19 protein-coding genes are annotated in these 19,457 nt (G+C 67.9%); 6 read left to right on the forward strand and 13 right to left on the reverse strand.

The annotated features are described in order from the left end of the window. The first annotated feature begins 1 nt into the window (after nucleotide 1). The gene (locus E5CHR_RS22445; protein ID WP_162583844.1) at nucleotides 2-1,165 is read left to right on the forward strand and encodes an HPP family protein; all 1,164 of its coding nucleotides are present in this window, start codon (nucleotides 2-4) and stop codon (nucleotides 1,163-1,165) included. Here E5CHR_RS22445 and E5CHR_RS22450 read toward each other — a convergent pair. The 3 genes from E5CHR_RS22450 to E5CHR_RS22460 form a co-directional block, all read right to left on the reverse strand. Beyond that, nucleotides 1,137-2,090: a tripartite tricarboxylate transporter substrate binding protein gene (locus E5CHR_RS22450; RefSeq protein ID WP_443083123.1), complete on the reverse strand. Its 954-nt coding sequence runs from the start codon at nucleotides 2,088-2,090 to the stop codon at nucleotides 1,137-1,139. The genes E5CHR_RS22445 and E5CHR_RS22450 overlap by 29 nt on opposite strands. Before the next feature lie 71 nt (nucleotides 2,091-2,161). Further along, a complete protein-coding gene (locus E5CHR_RS22455) occupies nucleotides 2,162-3,316 on the reverse strand; it encodes a CaiB/BaiF CoA transferase family protein (protein WP_162581891.1) in 1,155 nt (384 codons plus the stop codon). 12 nt (nucleotides 3,317-3,328) lie between these two features. After that, complete coding sequence (locus E5CHR_RS22460) at nucleotides 3,329-4,279, reverse strand: hydroxymethylglutaryl-CoA lyase (RefSeq protein WP_162581892.1); 951 nt, start codon at nucleotides 4,277-4,279, stop codon at nucleotides 3,329-3,331. Between the two features lie 112 nt (nucleotides 4,280-4,391). Here E5CHR_RS22460 and E5CHR_RS22465 point away from each other — a divergent pair, with 112 nt between their 5' ends. Continuing rightward, on the forward strand, nucleotides 4,392-5,297 hold the full coding sequence (locus tag E5CHR_RS22465; RefSeq protein ID WP_162581893.1) for a LysR family transcriptional regulator: 906 nt from the start codon (nucleotides 4,392-4,394) through the stop codon (nucleotides 5,295-5,297). A 195-nt stretch (nucleotides 5,298-5,492) separates the two neighbouring features. Next, a complete protein-coding gene (locus E5CHR_RS22470; RefSeq protein ID WP_162581894.1) occupies nucleotides 5,493-6,623 on the forward strand; it encodes a branched-chain amino acid ABC transporter substrate-binding protein in 1,131 nt (376 codons plus the stop codon). Here E5CHR_RS22470 and E5CHR_RS22475 read toward each other — a convergent pair. The 9 genes from E5CHR_RS22475 to E5CHR_RS22515 form a co-directional block, all read right to left on the reverse strand. Then, nucleotides 6,609-7,025 carry an SRPBCC family protein gene (locus E5CHR_RS22475; RefSeq protein ID WP_162581895.1) on the reverse strand — a complete coding sequence of 139 codons (417 nt, stop codon included), beginning with the start codon at nucleotides 7,023-7,025 and terminating at the stop codon, nucleotides 6,609-6,611. The two genes, E5CHR_RS22470 and E5CHR_RS22475, sit on opposite strands and share 15 nt — an antisense overlap. Before the next feature lie 54 nt (nucleotides 7,026-7,079). After that, entirely contained in the window at nucleotides 7,080-7,784 is a 705-nt protein-coding gene (locus E5CHR_RS22480) for an ABC transporter ATP-binding protein (RefSeq protein ID WP_162581896.1), read from the reverse strand. Then, a complete protein-coding gene (locus E5CHR_RS22485; protein WP_162581897.1) occupies nucleotides 7,777-8,535 on the reverse strand; it encodes an ABC transporter ATP-binding protein in 759 nt (252 codons plus the stop codon). Before E5CHR_RS22485 ends, E5CHR_RS22480 begins: the two co-directional genes overlap by 8 nt. After that, complete coding sequence (locus E5CHR_RS22490; protein WP_162581898.1) at nucleotides 8,532-9,572, reverse strand: branched-chain amino acid ABC transporter permease; 1,041 nt, start codon at nucleotides 9,570-9,572, stop codon at nucleotides 8,532-8,534. The genes E5CHR_RS22485 and E5CHR_RS22490 overlap by 4 nt, the downstream gene beginning before the upstream one ends. Further along, on the reverse strand, nucleotides 9,569-10,444 hold the full coding sequence (locus E5CHR_RS22495; RefSeq protein ID WP_162581899.1) for a branched-chain amino acid ABC transporter permease: 876 nt from the start codon (nucleotides 10,442-10,444) through the stop codon (nucleotides 9,569-9,571). The genes E5CHR_RS22490 and E5CHR_RS22495 overlap by 4 nt, the downstream gene beginning before the upstream one ends. A 244-nt stretch (nucleotides 10,445-10,688) precedes the next feature. Continuing rightward, complete coding sequence (locus E5CHR_RS22500; protein WP_162581900.1) at nucleotides 10,689-11,864, reverse strand: ABC transporter substrate-binding protein; 1,176 nt, start codon at nucleotides 11,862-11,864, stop codon at nucleotides 10,689-10,691. 165 nt (nucleotides 11,865-12,029) lie between these two features. Continuing rightward, nucleotides 12,030-13,040 carry a PDR/VanB family oxidoreductase gene (locus tag E5CHR_RS22505; protein ID WP_162581901.1) on the reverse strand — a complete coding sequence of 337 codons (1,011 nt, stop codon included), beginning with the start codon at nucleotides 13,038-13,040 and terminating at the stop codon, nucleotides 12,030-12,032. 16 nt (nucleotides 13,041-13,056) lie between these two features. Next, nucleotides 13,057-13,809: a GntR family transcriptional regulator gene (locus E5CHR_RS22510; RefSeq protein ID WP_232062160.1), complete on the reverse strand. Its 753-nt coding sequence runs from the start codon at nucleotides 13,807-13,809 to the stop codon at nucleotides 13,057-13,059. Next, the gene (locus tag E5CHR_RS22515) at nucleotides 13,806-14,915 is read right to left on the reverse strand and encodes an aromatic ring-hydroxylating dioxygenase subunit alpha (protein WP_162581903.1); all 1,110 of its coding nucleotides are present in this window, start codon (nucleotides 14,913-14,915) and stop codon (nucleotides 13,806-13,808) included. The genes E5CHR_RS22510 and E5CHR_RS22515 overlap by 4 nt, the downstream gene beginning before the upstream one ends. Before the next feature lie 147 nt (nucleotides 14,916-15,062). On the opposite strand from E5CHR_RS22515, the gene E5CHR_RS22520 reads away from it, so the two are divergent. From E5CHR_RS22520 to E5CHR_RS22530, 3 genes are read left to right on the forward strand one after another with little or no spacing between them, the layout of a single operon-like run. Next, nucleotides 15,063-16,184 carry a 5-methyltetrahydropteroyltriglutamate--homocysteine S-methyltransferase gene (locus E5CHR_RS22520; protein ID WP_162581904.1) on the forward strand — a complete coding sequence of 374 codons (1,122 nt, stop codon included), beginning with the start codon at nucleotides 15,063-15,065 and terminating at the stop codon, nucleotides 16,182-16,184. Between the two features lie 38 nt (nucleotides 16,185-16,222). After that, nucleotides 16,223-16,900, forward strand: coding sequence for a glutathione S-transferase family protein (locus E5CHR_RS22525; RefSeq protein ID WP_162581905.1), 678 nt, complete (start codon nucleotides 16,223-16,225; stop codon nucleotides 16,898-16,900). Between the two features lie 16 nt (nucleotides 16,901-16,916). Then, nucleotides 16,917-18,293 (forward strand): phospholipase D-like domain-containing protein, encoded by a 1,377-nt coding sequence (locus tag E5CHR_RS22530; protein WP_232062161.1) that lies wholly within the window; start codon nucleotides 16,917-16,919, stop codon nucleotides 18,291-18,293. Here E5CHR_RS22530 and E5CHR_RS22535 read toward each other — a convergent pair. Next, a complete protein-coding gene (locus tag E5CHR_RS22535; RefSeq protein ID WP_162581906.1) occupies nucleotides 18,290-19,435 on the reverse strand; it encodes an ROK family protein in 1,146 nt (381 codons plus the stop codon). The two genes, E5CHR_RS22530 and E5CHR_RS22535, sit on opposite strands and share 4 nt — an antisense overlap. Nucleotides 19,436-19,457: the final 22 nt, after the last annotated feature.

The raw sequence follows: 19,457 nt of genomic DNA on the forward strand, positions 1-19,457 counted from the left end.
GATGAGTCGCGAGGCGCTGCGCACTTTCGCCCGCTCCTGGCTGCCGGCCCGTACCAATGTCAACTCGCGCGAACGCCTGCGCGCCGTCGCCGGTGCCGGGCTGGGCCTGCTGCTGACGGTGCTGGTCCTGCAGCTGGCCGAGCTGGGCAGCGGAGGCCAGTGGCTGATCGCGCCGCTGGGTGCCAGTGCGGTGCTGGTGTTCGCACTGCCGGCAAGCCCGCTCGCCCAGCCGTGGCCGGTGATTGCGGGCAACATGTTCTCGGCGCTGGTTGGCGTAGCCTGCGCCCGCTGGATGCCGGACGCCGCGTGGGTCGGCCCGGCTGCGACCGCGCTGGCCATCGCGCTGATGTTCGCGCTGCGCTGCCTGCATCCGCCCGGCGGCGCGGTGGCGCTGCTGGTGGCGCTCAACCACACGACGCACTTTTCTTTTGCCCTCCACCCGGTACTGATCGATTCGGTGCTGCTGGTGCTGGCCGGCGTGTTCTACAACAGCCTCACAGGGCGACGCTATCCGCACGTCCAGTTGGCGCCGCGCACGCCGCAGGCCGACGCACGCTTCAGCTCGGCTGATGTCGACGCGGTGCTGGGGCGCTACAACCAGGTGCTGGACATCAGCCGCGACGATCTCGAGGCGCTGATCCGCGAAACCGAGCTGGAGTCCTACCGCCGCCGCCTCGGCACTGTGCGGTGTGCCGACATCATGTCTTCCAACCCCGTGGTCGCCGAGTTCGGCACGCCGTTGCAGGACGCCTGGGCCTTGATGCAGGCGCGCCGCATCAAGGCGCTCCCGGTGATCGATCGCACCCGCCGGGTGGTCGGCATCGTGACGCAGGCAGATTTCTTCCGGCACATCGACCTGGACCACCACGATGGCCTGGCCGGTCGCCTGCGTGACTTCATTCGCGCCACCCGAACCGTGATGTCGAGCAAGCCCGAGGTGGTCGGCCAGATCATGACGCGGCAGGTGCGCGTGTCCAGCGAAGAGCGGCCGATGGTGGAACTGGTGCCGCTGTTCTCCGAAGGCGGCCACCATCACATCCCGATCATCGATGGCGAGCGTCGGCTCACCGGGATGATCACTCAGTCGGATTTCGTGCGTGCCCTGTACCGGGCGGTCGGGCCCGAGACACCGCTGCCTACTCCACCGTCACGTTCGCCTTCTTGACCAGCGCAGCGTAGCGGTCGGCCTCGCTGCGGAAATAGCGGGCGGCCTCCTCCGGCGTCGTCGGCTTGACGATGTTGCCCTGCTTGTCCATCGCCTCGCGCACCTCGGCCATGCCGAACGCGGCCACGATGGCGTCGTGCACGCGCTTGACCTCTGCCGCCGGCAGCCTGGCCGGACCGATCACAGCGAACCAGCCCTCCACGATGTAGTTGGGCAGCCCCTGCTCGGCGATGGTGGGGATCTCGGGCGCCGCCGGCGAGCGCGCGGGGCCGCACAGCCCGATGGCGCGCAACGCGCCGCTCCTGATGTGCTGCTGCGCCGCCGGCAAGGCCACCACGCCGATCTCGACCTGCCCCGCAATCATGTCGGTCACCATGGGACCGGTGCCCTTGTAGGGAATGTGGCGCGCCTTGACCTTGGCCTCGTCCATGAACATCTCGCCGGCCAGGTGGATGATGGTGCCGTTGCCCGAGGACGCGTAGTTGTACCCGTCGGGCTTCGCCTTGAGCAGCGCCACCAGCTCCTTCACGTTCTTCGCCGGCACCTTCGGGTTCACCACCAGCACGAGCGGCGTCGCGCCTATCACGCTGATGGGCGTGATGTCGTTGATGGCGTCGAAAGGCATCTTCTTGTAGACGCTCGGGTTGATGACGTGGTTGTTCGACACCATGCCCAGCGTGAGCCCATCCGGCGCCGCCTTCACCACGACCGATGCACCGGTGATGCCGCCCGCGCCAGGCAGGTTCTCGATCACCACCGGCTGGCCGAAGGCCTTGCCCAGCGCCGGTGCCGCGGCGCGCGCGATGGTGTCCACGCCCGACCCGGCGCTGATCGGCAGGATGATGCGCACCGGCTTGTCGGAGCCGCCCTGGGCCAGCGCGGGCAGGGCAGCAGTGGCGATTGCGCAGCTGCTGAAGCCGAGCATCGTGCGGCGCGAGAGGATGGGGTTCATGTCGTGTCTCCTTGGTTGTCTCGAATGATCGAAGGCCGGGCCGATCAGGCCGCTTCGCGCGCCGCAAGCTGCGACAGGACCTCGTTCGTGTGCTCGCCCACGCGCGCCAGCGGCTGCCGCACGCCGGGCCGGCGACCGCCCATCAGCAGCGGCAACAGCACCACTTCGGTCATGCCGCCGTCGTCGGTCTCCATCGGCGCGAGGCCGCCGCTCGCCTTCAGGTGCGGGTCCTGCAGCAGTTGGTCGGGCCGCACGATCGGGGCGTAGGGAATGCCGGCCTCCTCGAGCCTGGGGGCGAGTTCGTCGACGCGATGGTGCGCGAGGATCTCGCCAAGCCGCTGCAGCAAGGCAGGCCGCACCGCCACGCGCAGCGCATTGTTCGCCAGCGCCGGGTCCGCCGCCAGTTCGGGCGCGTCGAGCACGCGGCACAGCGTCAGGAACTGCTTGTCGCTGACCGCGCCAATGAAAAGCTGCTCGCCCTCAGCGAGCGTGAAGACGTCATAAACGCTCCAGGCCGATACGCGCGAAGGCATCGGCGGCGGCGGCTCGCCGGTCATCGCAAACTGCTGCATGTGCTGCGACGAGAGGAACACGCAGTTCTCGAACAACGCGCTCTGCACCTCCTGGCCGCGGCCGGTGCGCTCGCGCTCGCGCAGCGCCGCCAGCACGCCGATGGCGCCGAACATGCCGCCCATGATGTCGTTGACCGAGGTGCCCGCGCGCAGCGGACGCCCTTGCGGGCCCGTCATGTACGAGAGCCCGCCCATCATCTGCACCACCTCGTCGAGCGCGAGCCGCTTCTCGTACGGCCCGGGCAGGAAGCCCTTGTGCGAGACATAGACCAGCCGCGGATACTTCTTCGAGAGTGTCTCGTGGTCGAGGCCGAGCGAGCTCATCAGCCCTGGCCGGAAATTCTCGAGCACCACATCGCACTGGCCGATCAGCTCGGTCGCCGTGGCGCGCCCCTCTTCGCTCGTGATGTCGAGCACCACGCTTTTCTTGTTGCGGTTGAACGAGCGAAAGAACCCGATGCCCAGCCCCGGCAGCCTACGCGTCTTGTCGCCGCCGGGCGGCTCGATCTTGATCACCTCCGCGCCCAGGTCGGCCAGGATCATCCCGCAGGTGGGGCCCATGACCATGTGGGTGAACTCGACGACGCGAACGCCGGCGAGGGGCAAGGAATCTTTTTCGGTTTGCATGGTGCTTTCGTGTCAGGCCGCGAGGGTTTCGGGTATGAAGGTCCTGGGCAGGCCGGCTCGCCAGAGCGTGCCGTGCAGCGTCTCGCCATGCAGCCAGTCCGCGACACGTGCACGCAATGCGAGTACTTGCCCGATGTCCATTCCGGTCGCGATGCCCATGCTCCCGAGCATGTAGGCCAGGTCCTCGGTCGCGACATTGCCGCTCGCACCGGGCGCATGCGGGCAGCCGCCGATGCCAGCAAGGCAAGCGTCGAAGCGGCTCACGCCGAGCTCCAGCGCCGCGTACACGTTGGCGAGGCCCAGGCCCCGCGTGTCGTGGAAGTGCCCGCACCACAAGCGCTCGCCTGCGATCTTGAGCGCCTGCTCGAAGAGCGCGCGCACCATCGCCGGGTCGGCATAGCCCACGGTGTCGGCCAGGCTCACCCGGTCGGCGCCGGCGTCGAGGAGGGCCTGCATCAGACGCAGCACCTCGTCGGCAGCGACCTCACCCTGCAAGGTGCAGCCGAAGGCCGTGCCCACGCCGCCTTCGATCAGCGTCTTCGCGCCAGCCGCATCGCGCGCCGCACGGATGCGAGCAACTTCCGCCACCACTTCGTCGGGCGTCTTGCGCAGGTTGGCCAGGCTGTGGGCGTGGCTGGCCGACAGCGGCACGATCATCAGGTCGGCGCCGCTGGCGATCGCACTCTCGGCGCCGCGCAGGTTGGGCACCAGCACGGAAACGAAGAGGCCAGGCAAAGTCTTTGCATAGTTCACCAGGTCGGCGGTATCGGCCAGTTGCGGCAGCAGGCGCGCAGGCACGAAGGAGCCGACTTCGATCTCGCGTTGGCCTGCGGCATGGGCTGCGCGGATCCACTCGCGCTTGCGCTCGGTGGAGAGGATGGTGGCGATGCTCTGGAGGCCATCACGCAGGCCGACTTCGCGGATGACGGCAGCGCGCGGCAGGCGTGGGTTCGATGTGGGCATGAAGCTTTGTCTCTCGTGGCAGGGGAAGCCGGTTCTTGCCTGAACTTTAGGCGTTCCCTATTGTTCGCAGAAGCGGTAATCTCGCACGCCAAACATTCCCATACGGAACGCCATGCGAGACCTGGACCTCACGAGCCTGCGCCTTTTCGTGGCGGTCTGCGAAATGCGCAACATCGCGCGGGCCGGCGAGCAGCACCACATCGTCGCCTCGGCCATCAGCAAGCGGTTGGCCCAGCTCGAGAGCGTGGTAGGCGCCACTTTGTTGGAGCGTCGCCGCCGCGGCGTCACGCCCACGGCCGCCGGCGAGATCCTTCTGGAGCATGCGCGCGCCATGCTCGCCAGCGCCGACCGGGTGGCGCGCGACATGGCGGATTACGGACGCGGCGTGAAGGGCCAGGTCCGGGTGCTGGCCAGCGTCTCGTCCATCGCCGAGTTCCTGCCCGACGACATTGCGGATTTCCTGCAAGCCGCGGCGCACCGCGACATTCGCGTGGACATCGAGGAGGCGCTCAGCCGCGACCTGGTGCGCGCGCTGCGCGAAGGCTCGGCGCCCGTCGGCGTGTGCTGGGACGCGGCGGACCTCGAAGGATTGCAGGCCTGGCCCTACCGGCGCGACCGGCTGGCCATGGTTGCGCATCCCTCGCATCCGATCGCGCGGCGCCGGCGCTGCAGCTTCGAGGAGACGCTGCAGTTCGACCACGTGGGCCTGCCGGCTTCCACCGCGGTTCACACCATGCTGGCACGCGCGGCCGCCATCATCGGACGGCCGCTCAGCTACCGCGCGGTCGTGTCGACTTTCGACGCGGCGCTTCGTTGCGTGCGCGCCGGCCTGGGCATTGCCGTGGTGCCGCGCGAGGTGGTCGAGCCTTGGGTGCAGAGCTTCGGATTGCGCGTCGTGCCGTTGTCCGACCCGTGGGCCGAGCGGCGCTTCGCGATCTGCTTCCGCAGCGAGGCCAACCTTTCGCCGGCCGCCAAGCTGTTGGTGGCGCACTTGCGCGAGCGTGCCCGGCCGAGCTGAATCCTTGAACCGCCGGTCTGTCCGTCCGTTCACCGGCTCTTCTTCGGCGCAGGCGGCCCGTCGCGTGCGCCGAAGAAGCGCAGGGCAGGCCCGCTCGAAAATCATCGAAGCGAAAGGTCGCGGAATCTGTTCGACGAACCGAAATTGCCAGACCCCCCTCGTAGAATTTTTTTCTACAACTTCTAGTGGGGCTACATGAGACTCGTCGGTATCGGCTTTTCAGCACTCGCGCTCGTCGGGCTCATCGCCTGTTCCAAGGTCCCGGATACGGTAAAGATCGGCGTCGCCCAGCCCTTGTCCGGCCCGCTGGCCGCATTGGGCAAGGACATGCTCGAGGGGGTTCAGCTGGCGGTCAAGGAGATCAACGCCAGCGGCGTTGCAGTCGACGGGAAAACGGTGCGTTTCCAGATCGTCGCCGTCGACGATCAATCGAGTCCGGGCGTCGGCGCGCAGGTGGCGCGCCATCTTGTCGACGAGGGCGTGGTCGCGGTCATCGGTCACCTCAACTCCGGCGTGAGCATCGAGGCTGCGCCCATTTACGCTGCGAGAAACATCCCTCAGCTCGCCATCTCCACCCAGCCCAAGTACACGCAGCTCGGCTTTCCCACCACGCTGCGGCTGGTGGCCAGCGACGCCATCCAGGGCCGCGCGATGGGCACCTACGCCGCGACGACGCTCAGCGAAAGCGCCTGTGCGGTCGTCGACGACAGCACGTCCTATGGCAAGGCGCTGGCCGACCTGGCCGAAAAATCGCTCAACGCCCATGGCCGAACGGTCGCCTTGCGTCGTTCGTTCGACGACAAGACCACCGAGTTCGGTGCCCTGGTCAAGGAGCTGAAGACCCGCTCGGTCGAGACCATCGTCACGACGCTTGCCGACTTTCAAGTGGTCGCGCTGGTCCAGCAGCTGGCAGACGCCCAGCTGACCAACATCAAGATCGTCGGTGGCGACACGCTCAAGACGAACAAGTTGCTGGCCCAAAAGCTGCCGCTCGAAGTCTTCGCAACGTCGCCCGTGCTGGAGCCAAGGGAGTTCTACCGGGGCGCGAAGTTCGTCGAGGCCTTCAACACGGCATACGGCCACGCACCGGTGTATGGGTCGCACTATGCCTACGACGCGATGTACCTGCTGTCCAACGCGGTGCACCGCGCCAACTCGGTCGATGGCAAGGTGCTGACCACCAAGCTTCGCCAGCTCGACTACATGGCGCCCGTCACCAACGTGATGAAGTTCGGCCCGGACGGCGAGCAGCTCTACGGCAGCGTCGGCGTCTATCGACCCCGTGGGGGCCGCTGGGAACCGCTGATGAGTTCAGACCGCTGGTAAACCGGGGGCGGCGGCCTCCAGGGTTTTCTTCATCACACGCATGCCCTCGTCGATCATGCCGGCAATGGGCCCCGCCATCTCGTGCGGGAGCAAGTCGGCGATCCAGACCAGGCGGCTCTGCCCATCGCCCTCGTCCACGATCTGCAGAGACGCGTTGTGATGGCTGAGCCGGCCGCCGCTGGCCGACCAGACCAGCCGCCTCGCGGCATCGTCCAGATCGACGATCACCTCCCGCGCCACCACCCCATTGCCGAAGGTGACGATGCGCGCATCGCCCTCCAGTTTGCAGTCGGTCACGAAGCCGGGCACCAGCCGCCGGTGGATGGCACCGATGTCGCGCACCACCTCCCAGACCTGCGCCGCGCTCGCGGCGACCTGCGTTTCTCGTCGGATGCTTGCCATGCCCGTGTCTCCTGTGGCGAGTCGTTGTCGGGCCAGTGTAGGCCCGGCGCACGGTCAGCGCGAGACGCCCAGCAAGCGTTCCAGCACCTCGGGCTGGGCACGCAAGGTCGCGGCGCGATCGGCATGCACCACAGTGCCATGGTCCAGCACCACCGCCTCGTCCGAAATGGCGAGGATGGATTGCGGATGCTGCTCGACGATGATGGCCGCGAGTCCCTCGTCCTGCGTGATGCGCCGGATCGCGCGCAGCAGTTCCTCCACCAGGATCGGCGCCAGCCCCTCGAGCGGTTCGTCGAGCAGCAGCAGGCGCGGATTCACCACCAGCGCCCGGCCCACGGCCAGCATCTGCTGCTCGCCACCCGACAGCTGCGTGCCCAGGTTGCGCTTGCGTTCGGCCAGGCGCGGGAACAACTCGTAGACGCGCTGCGCGGTCCAGCGGCCGGGCCGCTCCACCGCCGTCAGGTTCTCGTGCACGGTGAGCGACTTGAAGATGTTGCGCTCCTGCGGCACCCAGCCGATGCCCGCTGCCGCGCGCTGGTGCGGCGACAGCTTGTGCAGCGCCGCGCCCGAAAGCGTGATGCTGCCGCCGTGCTGGCGCGTCGCGCCGGCCAGCGTATTGATCAGCGTGGTCTTGCCGGTTCCGTTGCGGCCCAGCAGCGCCAGCGTCTGGCCCTCGCCGAGGCTGAGCGAAATGTCCTGCAGCACCACCGCCTCTGCGTAGCCGGCGCTGAGCTTCTCGATGCGCAACAGCTCAGGCATGCACGGCCCCCTGCCCCAGGTAGACATCCTTGACCTTCGGATCGTTGGCGATGGTGTCAGGGTCGCCTTCCGTGAGCAAGGCCCCGTTGACCAGCACGGTCATGCGGTCGGCGAAGCTGAACACCAGGTCCATGTCGTGCTCGATCAGCAGCACCGACACATCGGCCGGCAGCGCGGACACCGTCTGCAGCAGTTCCTCGCGCTCGCCTGCCGGCACGCCTGCCACGGGCTCGTCCAGCAGCAGCACGCGCGGCTCGCAGGCCAGCGCGATCGCGATTTCGAGCAGGCGGCGCTTGCCATAAGCCAGCTCCCGCGTCGGCTGCCGCGCCACGTCGGTGAGGTGGAACTGCGCGAGCAACTCCGCGGCCCGCTCGGAGACATGCGCCGACATCCCCAACGGGCGCCACCACTGCGCCCCGAGGCCGGAGCGCTGCGACACGACCAGCGCCAAGGTCTCCAGCGGCGTCATCGAATCGAAGAGCTGGTTGATCTGGAAGGTGCGCACCATGCCGCGCGCCACGCGCGCATGCGGCGCCAGGCGCGTGATGTCCTCACCCTCCAGCACGATGCGTCCGGCAGTGGGCGTGAGCACACCCGTCAGCAGGTTGACGAGCGTGGTCTTGCCGGCACCGTTGGGCCCGATGAGCGCGTGGCGCGCGCCGCGCTTCAGGTTCAGCGTCACGTTGTCGGTGGCGGTGATGCCGCCGAAGCGCATCACCAGGCCGGTGGCGGACAGCACGGTATCGTTCATCGTCCTGCACCCGTCCGCTTGCGGAACCAGGTCCAGGGCTTGAGCAGCCGGTCACGCCCGACCAGCACCAGCAGCACCAGGATCAGCCCCACCCAGAACATCCAGTACTGCGGCGTGACCGTCGACAACGTGTCCTGCAGCAGCTTGAAGACGATCGCGCCCGCGATACCGCCGTAGAGCCAGCCGACGCCGCCGATCACCAGCATCAGCAGCACGTCGGCCGATCGGTCGAAGGCCAGCACGTCGAGCGACGCGAAGCCGCTGGTCTGGGCGAGCAGCGCGCCCGCCGCGCCGGCCACCGCCGCTGCGACCGCATAGATCACCGCGATGCGCGAGACCACGGGAATGCCGATCGCCATCGCACGCAGCCGGTTGTCACGGATCGCCTTCAGCGTGGCACCGAAGGAGGACTGCACCAGCCGTCGCATCAGGAGGAAGAGCAGCAACAGCACGGCGAGCGAGTACCAGGCCGCCGTGCGGCCGTAGAGGTCGAATTCGAACAGGCCCAGCACCGGCCCCATCACCACGCCCTGCAGCCCGTCGGCGCCGCCGGTGAGCCAGTCCAGCTTGTTGGCCAGTTCGAGCAGCAGCAGCGCGGTGCCCAGCGTGACCATCAGCCGCGTGAGATCGCTGCCGCGCAGGATGGTGACGCTCGCAACGGCACCGAGCGCCGCCGACGCGACGATGGCGACCAGCAGGCCCACGGTCGGATCGGGCATGACATGTTTGGCGAAGAGCGCTGCGGTATAGGCGCCGAACCCGAAGAAGGCCGCGTGGCCCAGCGAGACGATGCCGGTATAGCCGAGGATCAGGTCCAGCGACAACGCGAACAGCGCGATGATCGCGATCTCGTTGATCATCAGTGCCTTCGAGGGCAGCAGCGCCGGCAGCACGAAGACCACCGCCCAGAAGACGAACTCCCACGGCCGCCAGCGCGTGCGGGCGAGCAGCGCGTCGCGCAGCGCCTCCGCGCTCACCGGAGCGCCCTCGCCCGCGGCTGCGATGCCATGAGCCTTCGAAGCGGCCGTGCGGCTCATCGCCCGCCGCCTCGCCGCGTGAACAGGCCCTGCGGGCGCCACATCAGGATCAGGATCATCAGCAGGTAGACCGTGAAGGCCCCCATCTTCGGGATGAAGTACTTGCCCGCCACGTCGGCGATGCCGAGCAGCAGCGCGGCCAGCAGCGGCCCGGTGATCGACGAGGTGCCGCCGACCGACACCACGATCAGGAAATAGATCATGTACTTCAGCGGGAAGGTCGGGTCCATGCCGAGGATCTCGGCGCCCAGTGCGCCGCCGAGCCCCGCCAGGCCCGAACCCACCGCGAAGGTCGCCAGGAACACCACGTTGACGTTGATGCCCAGCCCTGCCGCCACGCGCGGATCGTCCACCGCCGCGCGCAGCCGGCTGCCGAAGCGCGTCTTCGACAGGATGAGCTGCAGCACCACCGTGAGCAACGCACACAGCACGATGATGAAGACGCGGTAGTGACCCATGCCCAGCAGCAGCGCGCCGTCACCGATCTCGGTGCGCCCGCGCAGCCACTCGGGCAAGTGGACGTTCTGCTGCGAGGAGCCGACGAAATAATCGACCGCAGCCACCGCCATGAATGCCAGACCGATCGAGAACAGCACCTGGTCCAGGTGCGATTTGCCATACATCGGCCGGTACAGCGTGCGCTCCAGCAGCGCGCCCAGCAGCCCCACCAGCACGAAGGCGAGCGGCAGGCAGGCCAGAAAGGGAACGCCCGCCTTCTGCATCGCGAACACCGTCAGGTAGCCGCCGGCCATCGCGAAAGCCCCGTGCGCGAGGTTGATAAAGTTCATCAGCCCCAGCGTGACGGCCAGGCCGACCGCGAGCACGAACAGCAGCATGCCGTAGGCGATGCCGTCGAAGAGTATGGTTAGCATGGCTCGCCCCCAGGTTGCCCGCACTTCGTGTCGGGCGCCCACCCCCTACCGGGGGCAACACCAGCGGCCCGGCAAAGCCGGTTCCGCGGTGGGGATGTTGCTCCCCCCCAGGTTGGCTCACTGCGTGTAGCCGCCCACCCCCTACCGGGGGCAACACCAGCGGCCCGGCAAAGCCGGTTCCGCGGTGTTTCCCAAAGGGAGCGCGGCGGGGTCATGCGGCTGAAACGGGCGGGCGCTTGATGAATCACTGCTTGTTCTTGCCCGGATCCTTCACCGCCTTGATCACGTCGAACTCGACGTTGTAGAGCTGCCCGTCCTTCTTCTCGACCTTGCGCAGGTACACGTCCTGCACGATGTCGCGCGTCTGCGCATCGATCAGCACCTGGCCGCGCGGGCTTTCGAAGAGCTGGCCCTTCATCGCCGCCAGCAGCGCGTCGCCGCCGCCCTGCCCCTTGGTGGCCTTGAGCGCCTCGTAGATCACGCGCATGCCGTCGTAGCCGCCGATCGCCATGAAGTTGGGCCGCATGTTCTTGTTGGCCTTCTGGAAGGCCTCGACGAACTTCTTGTTGGCCGGCGACGGGTGAGCCGCCGAATAGTGGTGCGTGGTGACAACGCCCAGCGCGCCGTCGCCCATGTCGTTGAGCTGGTCGTCATCGGTCACGTCGCCGGTGGCGATCATCTTGATGCCGGCCTTGTCCATGCCGCGCTCGATGAACTGCTTCATCACCGCGGCGCCTGCACCCGAGGGCACGAAGACGAACAGCGCATCGGGCTTGGCGTCACGCACCTTCTGCAGGAAGGGTGCGAAATCGGGGTTGCGCAACGGCACGCGAAGCTTGTCGAGTACCTTGCCGCCGTTCAGCTGGAAGCGCTCGGCGAAGAACTTCTCGGCGTCGTTGCCGGGGCCATAGTCGGTCACCAGCGTGACCACCGACTTGATTCCGTTCTTGGGCGCCCAGTCGCCCATGGCAACCGAGACCTGCGGCAGCGTGAAGCTGGTGCGCACGACGTAGGGAGAAGCCTCCGTGATGCTGGAAGTGGCGGCGGCCATCACCACCATCGGCGTCTTGGACTGTGTGGCGATCGGCGCCGTCGCCATGGCCGACGGCGTGATGCCGAAGCCCGCCAGCACGTTGACCTTGTCGTTCACCACGAGTTCCTGCGCCAGGCGCTTGGTCACGTCGGGCAGGCTGGTGTCGTCCTTGACGATCAGCTCGATCTTCTTGCCCGCGACGGTGTCGCCGTTCTGCGCCATGTAGAGCCGGGCCGCGGCCTCGATCTGGCGGCCGGTGGTGGCCTGCTGCCCTGTCATCGGCAGTACCAGGCCGATCTTGAAGGTGTTGCCCTGGGCCTGCGCCAGCGGCATGGCCAGGGCGAAGGCCGTGAGGCTCGCGGCCTGCACGAGGTGGCGACGTTGCATGGATGTCTCCTTGAGATGGGGATCGGAACGGGGCGTATTGTGATCAATCGAAACGATGTTGGCGCCTTGGCAAACACCTAAGGCACCTCGGCCGTCGGCCCGCGGGCCTGCATTCTGCGCGATGCATCGATCGCTTGCGCGATCATCGCGCAACGCTCCCGGGGCTCACGGCGTGTCGGGCCGCCAGGCGGAATCGAGCGTGATGCAGCCCACGGCGCGCGACACGCAGGCGCAGATGCGCCGGCCTTCGCGCTTCTCCTGTTCGCTGAGGAACACGTCGCGGTGGTCGATCTCGCCCTCGACCGCGAGCACGTCCATCGCGCACAGGCCGCATTCGCCACGGCGGCAATCCCACAGCGTCTGCACGCCGGCAGCTTCGAGCGCTTCGAGCAGGCTGCTTTCCGCTGGCACCTGGATGCTGAGGTCGTGGCGCGGAATGCGCACTTCGAATGCCTGCACGGGCAGCCGGCCGCTGCTGCCGAAGGTCTCGAAACGCAGGTCCGCCGGGGGCCGCCCCGCCGCCGCCCAGGCGCGCTTGACCGCCTCCAGCATCGGCACCGGTCCGCAGGTGTAGAGCTGGCCGCCTTCGGGCAGCGCCGCGATCTCGGCCGCAAAATCGATGGGCGCATGGCCGATATGGGTCTGGATGCTGCTGGTCGCCGCGCTGCCCAGCGCTGCCTGCAGCGACGCAAGATAGGCCAGTTCCTTCTCCGAGCGCGCGCCGTAGAGCAGGCGCACCGCCACCCCCCTGCGTGCGGCCAGCGCGCCCAGGCGCTGCGCCATGAAGACCATCGGCGTGATGCCGATGCCGCCCGCCACCAGCAGGTAGCCGGGCGCCGTGATGTCGAGCCCGAAGTGGTTCTGCGGCTGCGTCACCAGCAGCCGATCGCCGGGCGCCAGCCGCCACATCGCGAGCGACCCGCCCCGGCCGTCGTCCAGGCGCTTGACGGCGATGCGCCAGGTGCGCCCGTCAGGCTCGCCCACCAGCGAGTAGTGGCGCGTCTGCATCCGGCCGGCGCCCGTCGTGCCCACGAGCACCTGGACCTGCAAGTGAGACCCCGGCTCATGGCTCGCTGCCAAGCCCGATTCGGGCGTGAGTTCGAATTCGCGTACGGTGGGCGTCAGGTCGCGGCAGGCGGTGATGCGCGCAGGCATCCAGTGGATTTCGCTGTTCATCGCAGGAATGGTGTCGTCATGCCCGACGGCGGATCAGCTGCACGCCGGGCAGCGGGTGGATGTGTGCGCCGTGCAGCGCCTCGCGCAGGTTGCGCTGCGCCAGGCGGCTGTGCTCGCGCATCAGCGACTCGGCACGCGAGCCCTCGCGGTTTTCGATCGCGTCCAGCACCTGGCCGTGCTGGTCCTGCGCGATCACGAGCATGTCACGCGCGGCCGGCGAGTTTGCTTGCACCACCACGAAGGCCGAGGGGGAGGCAAACGGAAGGTTGATCACGCGTTCCATCTGCTGCGCGAGCAGCGGGCTGCCGGCCATCTCCGACAGCAGCCGGTGGAACTGCCCGTTGAATTCCACATAGCGCGAGAAGGCTGCGTCGTCGAGCGCGGGTTCTCTCAGCAGCTCGTCGATGCGGCGCAGGCAGGCGCGCGCCTCGCGCAGCACCACGGGCGCTGCGCCGCGCTCGGCTGCGAGCCGCGCGGACAGGCCTTCGAGCGTGCCGCGCAGCTCGATGGCGTCGGCAACGTCGCGCTCGGAAAAGGTGCGCACCGCATAGCCGCCGTTCGGCAGGGCTTCGAGCAGGCCCTCCTGCTCGAGCCGCATGAGCGCGCTGCGCACCGGCGTGCGCGACACGCCGAGTTGCTCCGAGATCGCGACTTCGGCGATGCGCGTGCCACCGGGCAGCTCGCCCGCCAGCACCATTTCGCGCAGCCTCAGCTGGGCCTTCACGGCCTGCGAGCTGCCGGCCTCGCTGGCTTCCGCACCGCCACTCACGCGCCCTCCGCCACCGGCGCCGGCCGGATCGGGATGGTGGACGCGATCGGCCGCTCCTTCGCGATCAGCTGATCGATCAACCGGCGCGCCCACATCGCGCCGGCGTCGATGTTGAGGTTGTTGAAATCGCGTCCGGGGCGCTCGTCCATCGCGCGCTGCTGCGCCTCGAGCACCAGCTCGTCCTCGCGGAAGATGCCGGCCACGCCCTCGCGCAGCTCGTGCGTGAGCCGCTGCTCGCCGATGCAGTAGTTGCGCGCGAACGCCCAGAAATAGAGGCAGCTCGTGTCGGTCTCGGGCGTGATGGTGTTGAGCACGTAGCCATTCACGCCCCGGCTGCGATCACCCGCATGACCCTCGCGCGGCACTGCGCCGCTGCCTGCCGGAGCGACGCCCACGTCGATGTTGACCGTGCACGGGCCCTCGAAGCGGATGATCTGCCAGCGGTCGACCTTGCCCTCGTAACCACGGGCATGGCGGATCTGCGCAGCCCAGAACGGCGGGGCGTCGATGTTCTCCATCCAGCGCGTGACGGTCGCCGAGCGGTCGCCGTGCGTCGCGACGAAAGGCGCTTCCGCCACCGCTCGGTTGCCGATGGATGAGCCGTGCACGAACGTCTCGTGCGTGAGGTCCATCAGGTTGTCGACCACCAGCCGGTAGTCGCAAGCCACGCGGATCATCTTGCCGTCGCCGGCCCAATCCGGGTCGTCGTTCCAGTGCATGTCCGGCACCAGCGCCGGGTCGGCCTTGGCGGGGTCGCCGGGCCAGATCCACACGAAGCGGTGCTTCTCCACCGCCGGATAGGCGCGCACGCAGGCCGAGGGATTGAGGGTCTCCTGGCTGGGCATGTGGGTACAGCGGCCCTGGCTGTTGTAGACCAGGCCGTGGTAGCCGCACACCAGTTCGTCGCCCTCGAGGCGGCCGAGGGACAGCGGCATCAGGCGGTGCCAGCAGGCGTCTTCCAGCGCAGCGACCTGGCCGTCTCTGCGCCGGTACAGCACCAGTTTCTGGTTGCAGACGGTCCGTGCCAACAGGCTGTGCTTGACCTCGACGTCGTAGGCCGCCGCATACCAGGCGTCGAGTGGAAAATGGCTTTTGGAGCGACTCATAGGATACGCAATGTATACAGCGATAGCCTAAAAACCAATACTTACCGGCCAGTTCTAGGGAAAACACGGATCTTCCTGTATCCAGACAAGTCGATTCCGGACCGTTTACGATCGATCGTTCTTTTCCAAGATTCGACGGAGCCCACCATGTCAGAACACGCCCGCCTGCCTGCCCGCTATGACCACGTCGGCAGCTTCCTGCGCCCCCAATACCTGCTCGAAGCGCGCGAGCAGAAGGCCAAGGGCGAGATCACGCCCGAACAGCTTCGCAAGGTCGAAGACAAGGCCATCACCGAGATCGTCAAGTTCCAGGAGGACATCGGCCTCAAGAGCATCACCGACGGCGAATTTCGCCGCACCTACTTCCACATCGACTTCCTGGAGCAGCTCGGCGGCGTGAAGACCGACATCCCGGTCACCATCCGCAAGCCCGATGGCACCGAAGAGCTCGCCCCCCCGGTGATGCGCGTCATCGACAAGGTGACCCACGCCAAGGCCATCCAGCTTGCCGACTTCCAGTACCTCAAGAGCCAGGTCTCGCCCGGCAACACGCCCAAGGTCACCATCCCGTCGCCGACGATGCTGCATTTCCGCGGCGGCCGCGCCGGCATCAGCAAGCAGGCCTACCCCGAGCTCGACCCGGCCTTCTACGACGACGTGGCCCGCGCGTACGGCGACGAGCTGCGCTCGCTCGCCGCGGCCGGCTGCACCTACGTGCAGATGGACGACACCAACCTGGCGTACCTGTGCGACGAGAAGATGCGCGAAGCGGCCCGCCAGCGCGGCGACGACCCCAACGAGCTGCCGCACCGCTATGCCGCCTTCATCAACAAGGTGGTGGCGCAAAAGCCTGCGGGCATGACGCTTGCGATGCACCTGTGCCGCGGCAACTTCAAGAGCACGCATGCCGCGGCCGGCAACTACGAGCCGGTGGCCGAGGCGCTGCTCAAGGAAATGGACCTGGACGCCTACTTCCTCGAATACGACGACGCACGTTCCGGCGACTTCCGGCCGCTGCGCTTCCTGCCCAAGGGCAAGACCGTGGTGCTCGGGCTGGTGACCACCAAGTTCGGCCAGCTCGAGGACAAGGACGAGCTCAAGCAGCGCATCGAGGCTGCCGCCAAGTACGTGCCGCTGGAGCAACTGGCGCTGTCGCCGCAATGCGGCTTCTCCAGCACGGTGCACGGCAACAAGATCGCCGTCGACGACCAGCGCAACAAGCTGCGCCTGGTGGTCGAGACCGCACAGGAGGTCTGGGGCTCGACCTGAGGTGCATGCCCGGTGAAGTCGCGGCATGATCGCGCTCCATGAAGCTCTTCACCGGCCCCCTCAGCATGTTCGGCGCCAAGGCGCAGATCGCGGCCCTCGAAAAAGGCATCGCGATCGAAGCCGTGATGGTGCCTTTCGACAAGGACGACAACTACCTGCCCAAGCACCCCGAGGTGCTGCGTGTCAATCCGAAGCGGCAGGTGCCTGTGCTGATCGACGGCGAGGTGGAGGTCTTCGATTCCACGCAAATCTTCGAGTACCTCGAGGACAAGGTGCCCGAGCCGCCGCTGTGGCCGCGTGATGTTGCCGCCCGCGCCGGGGCCCGCCAGCTAGAGCACCTGTCCGACGAGGTGTTCTTCCCGCACGTGATCAAGCTGATGGGCTTGCAGCACGACATGGGCAGCGAAGCTGCCATCACGGCCTGCGCCGCCTGCGCCCGCTTCTACGAGCAGATGGAGCAGCACCTCACTCAAGCCGACTATTTGGCCGGGCCCTATTCTTTCGCCGACATCGCCTTCTACATGGCGCAGGTCTTCGCCGACCGCAAGGGCGCCGGCATGACCGATGCCACGCCGCGCCTGCTGGCCTGGCGCGAGCGCGTGGGCGCGCGACCGGCAGTGCGGGCCGTGGTCGGGCCGATGATGCGCTTCCTCGCGTCGGAGGGACGGCCTGTGCCAGCGGCGCTCCAGTCGCACCTCGGGCCCGTCAACGCGTGAATCGGGCGCTCGCCGCGTGAACCGAATCGACGACTGGCTGGACTGGCTGCCCTCGCCGTCGCAGCACCTGCTGGTCGTCACCTTTGCGCTGCTGGTCTATGTGCTGACCACGCGCGGGCGACGCGAGCATCGCGCGCCCGCCACTGCGATCGCCTGGGTCATGGGCCTGGCACTGCTGCCCTACCTCATCCTGCCCACCTACCTGCTGTTCGGGCAGCGCAAGCTGCGGCCATCGGGTTCGCCCCGGCCCTCTCGCTCGATGCCCGCCGGCCATTGGGCAGCCGACCTGATCGAGAGCTTCGGTCTCGCGTCGCCGGGACCCAGCCCCGTCCGCTTCCACGCCGACGGCGGCGCTGCACGCGACGCGTTGTGGGAGGTGATCGAGGGTGCGCACACGCGCATCGACGTGTGCACTTTCATCATCGGCGACGATGCGCTCGGCCACGAGGCCATCAACCGGCTGTCGCGGCGTGCGCGCGAGGGCATCAAGGTGCGCGTGCTGCTCGACGGCTTCGGCGCCCTGTCGCTGCCGCGCCATCACTTCGACACGCTGCGCGACGCCGGCGCGGAAATCGCCGTGTTCCGCCCCATCTTCGGCCTGCGCCGCACGGGCCCGCGCAACCTGCGCAACCACCGCAAGCTCACCATCGCCGACGACGGCTGGCTCTGGTCGGGCGGGCGCAACCTCGCCGGCGAATACTTCCTCGGCAACCACGAGCAGCCGCAGCCCTGGCGCGACCTTTCCTTCGACCTCCGAGGCAGCGTGGCGGCGGCGGCGGCGCGGCAGTTCGACCACGACTGGGGTTCGGTGCGCGGGCGCAAGCCGCGCGCCATCACGGCCGAGGAGCCGCCGGCGGGCGAGCTCGCCCAGTTCCTTCCCAGCGGACCCGACCAGACCGAGGACACGGCGCACGCCCTGCTGATCGACGCCTGCTTCCGCGCAGAGCACCGGCTGCTCGCGATCACGCCCTACTTCGTGCCCGGCGACGGGCTGCGCGACGCGCTGCGGCTGGCAGCGCGGCGTGGTGTGCAGGTCACGATCGCGATGCCGGCGCGATCCAACCACCCGCTGGCAGATTTCGTGCGCGCCAGGGCCATGCGCGACCTCGCGCGCGCCGGCGTCAGCTTTCGCATGCTGCCCTTCATGGCGCACGCCAAGGCTGTCGTGGTGGACGAGCAGCTGGCACTGTGCGGCTCGATCAACCTCGACATGCGCAGCCTGCTGCTGAACCACGAGGCGGCCGTGGTGTTTTACGGCGCCGAGCAGATCGACTGGCTCGCGCAGTGGATCGAAACCACCGCCTCGGCCGGCGAGACCTACCGTGCACGCCGGCCCGGCCTGGTGCGAGACGTGGCGGAAGGCCTGCTGCTGACGATCGCGTTCCAGCTCTAGGCTTTCTTCGGAGGCTCCAGGTTGGTGTAGCTCGCGTTGCCCATGCCCGTGCCGATGGTCAGCACCGCCCAGCGCTTCAGGTCGCGCATGAAGGGCAGCTCGCTGAGTCCCTGCACCACCGCATCGTTGTGCATCAGCACCATGGTCGGGATGCCGCGGATGGTCGGGATCTTCTTGGCCAGTTCGGTGGGCAGGTGAAAGTGCTCGCTGGTCCAGTCGCCGGGCATGTTCTGCGCGCCGCGCGCGATCGAGCCGTCCTTGCGGATCAGGCCGGGGCAGCCGATGCCGACGAAGGGCGCGAGGCGGATGCCCTTCTTCTCGCAGTAGCGGACCTGCGCCTCGAGCATTTCGGCCAATCGCGCCACCAGTTCGCGGCGATTCGGGCCATCGTCTGCATGGCGCCACTTCTCGCGCCGAAGCACCTTTGCCCTGGACAGGTCGGCTGCGCGCTTGCGCCGCGTCTTCACGATGCCGCAGCGCACATTGGTGCCGCCGATGTCCAGCGCGAGGATGGCGTCAAAGTGCTCCAGCAGCTCGGGCGGGGTCAGGTGCACCCAGCCGAGCAGCCCTGCATCGTCGGGCTCGTGGCAGATGCGCGCCAGCTCCACCTGCACCTTCATCTCCTGGAGGATCGCGGCCGCTTGCAGCACTGCCCGCTCGCCCACGTCGCTTTCCGGAAATCCGCCGCCGACCACAATGCGCTCGACACCCTGCCATGAGGGTTGGCGCAGGAAGCTGTCGATGACTTCAGCAAGCGACTCGGCGAACTCCTCGATGGCCGCATGCACCACGTCGGTCGCTTCCGTGGCCTTGCCGGCCCTCAACGCGGCGTCGAGCGTGCCTTTGGCCAGGTCCCTCGAGTGCTGCTGGCCGAGCGGGTCGGGCTTGCCCTTCTTGCGAACGCGGCGGCGCCAGCGCTCCAGCAATTCGCGGAATGCGGTCTGGCTTGCCTGATCGCCCAGGAAGCCTTGCTCGCCCCGCAACTGCAGGCTGTAGCCTTCGACCAGCACCGCCGGCAACTCCTTGGCTCCATGGATGTCGGCCGATGGCGGCGGCGGTGCGTACGGGTTGCTGCCGTTGCTGCTGCCGTTGTCGTTGTTCTTCTTCGGTCGCGCCTTGTGCGCCTTGTTCTTGGGGGCCATGCAGTCCTTCAGGTTTCTGGTA

It is taken from the genome of Variovorax sp. PBS-H4 (assembly GCF_901827205.1).
GTDB lineage: Bacteria > Pseudomonadota > Gammaproteobacteria > Burkholderiales > Burkholderiaceae_C > Variovorax.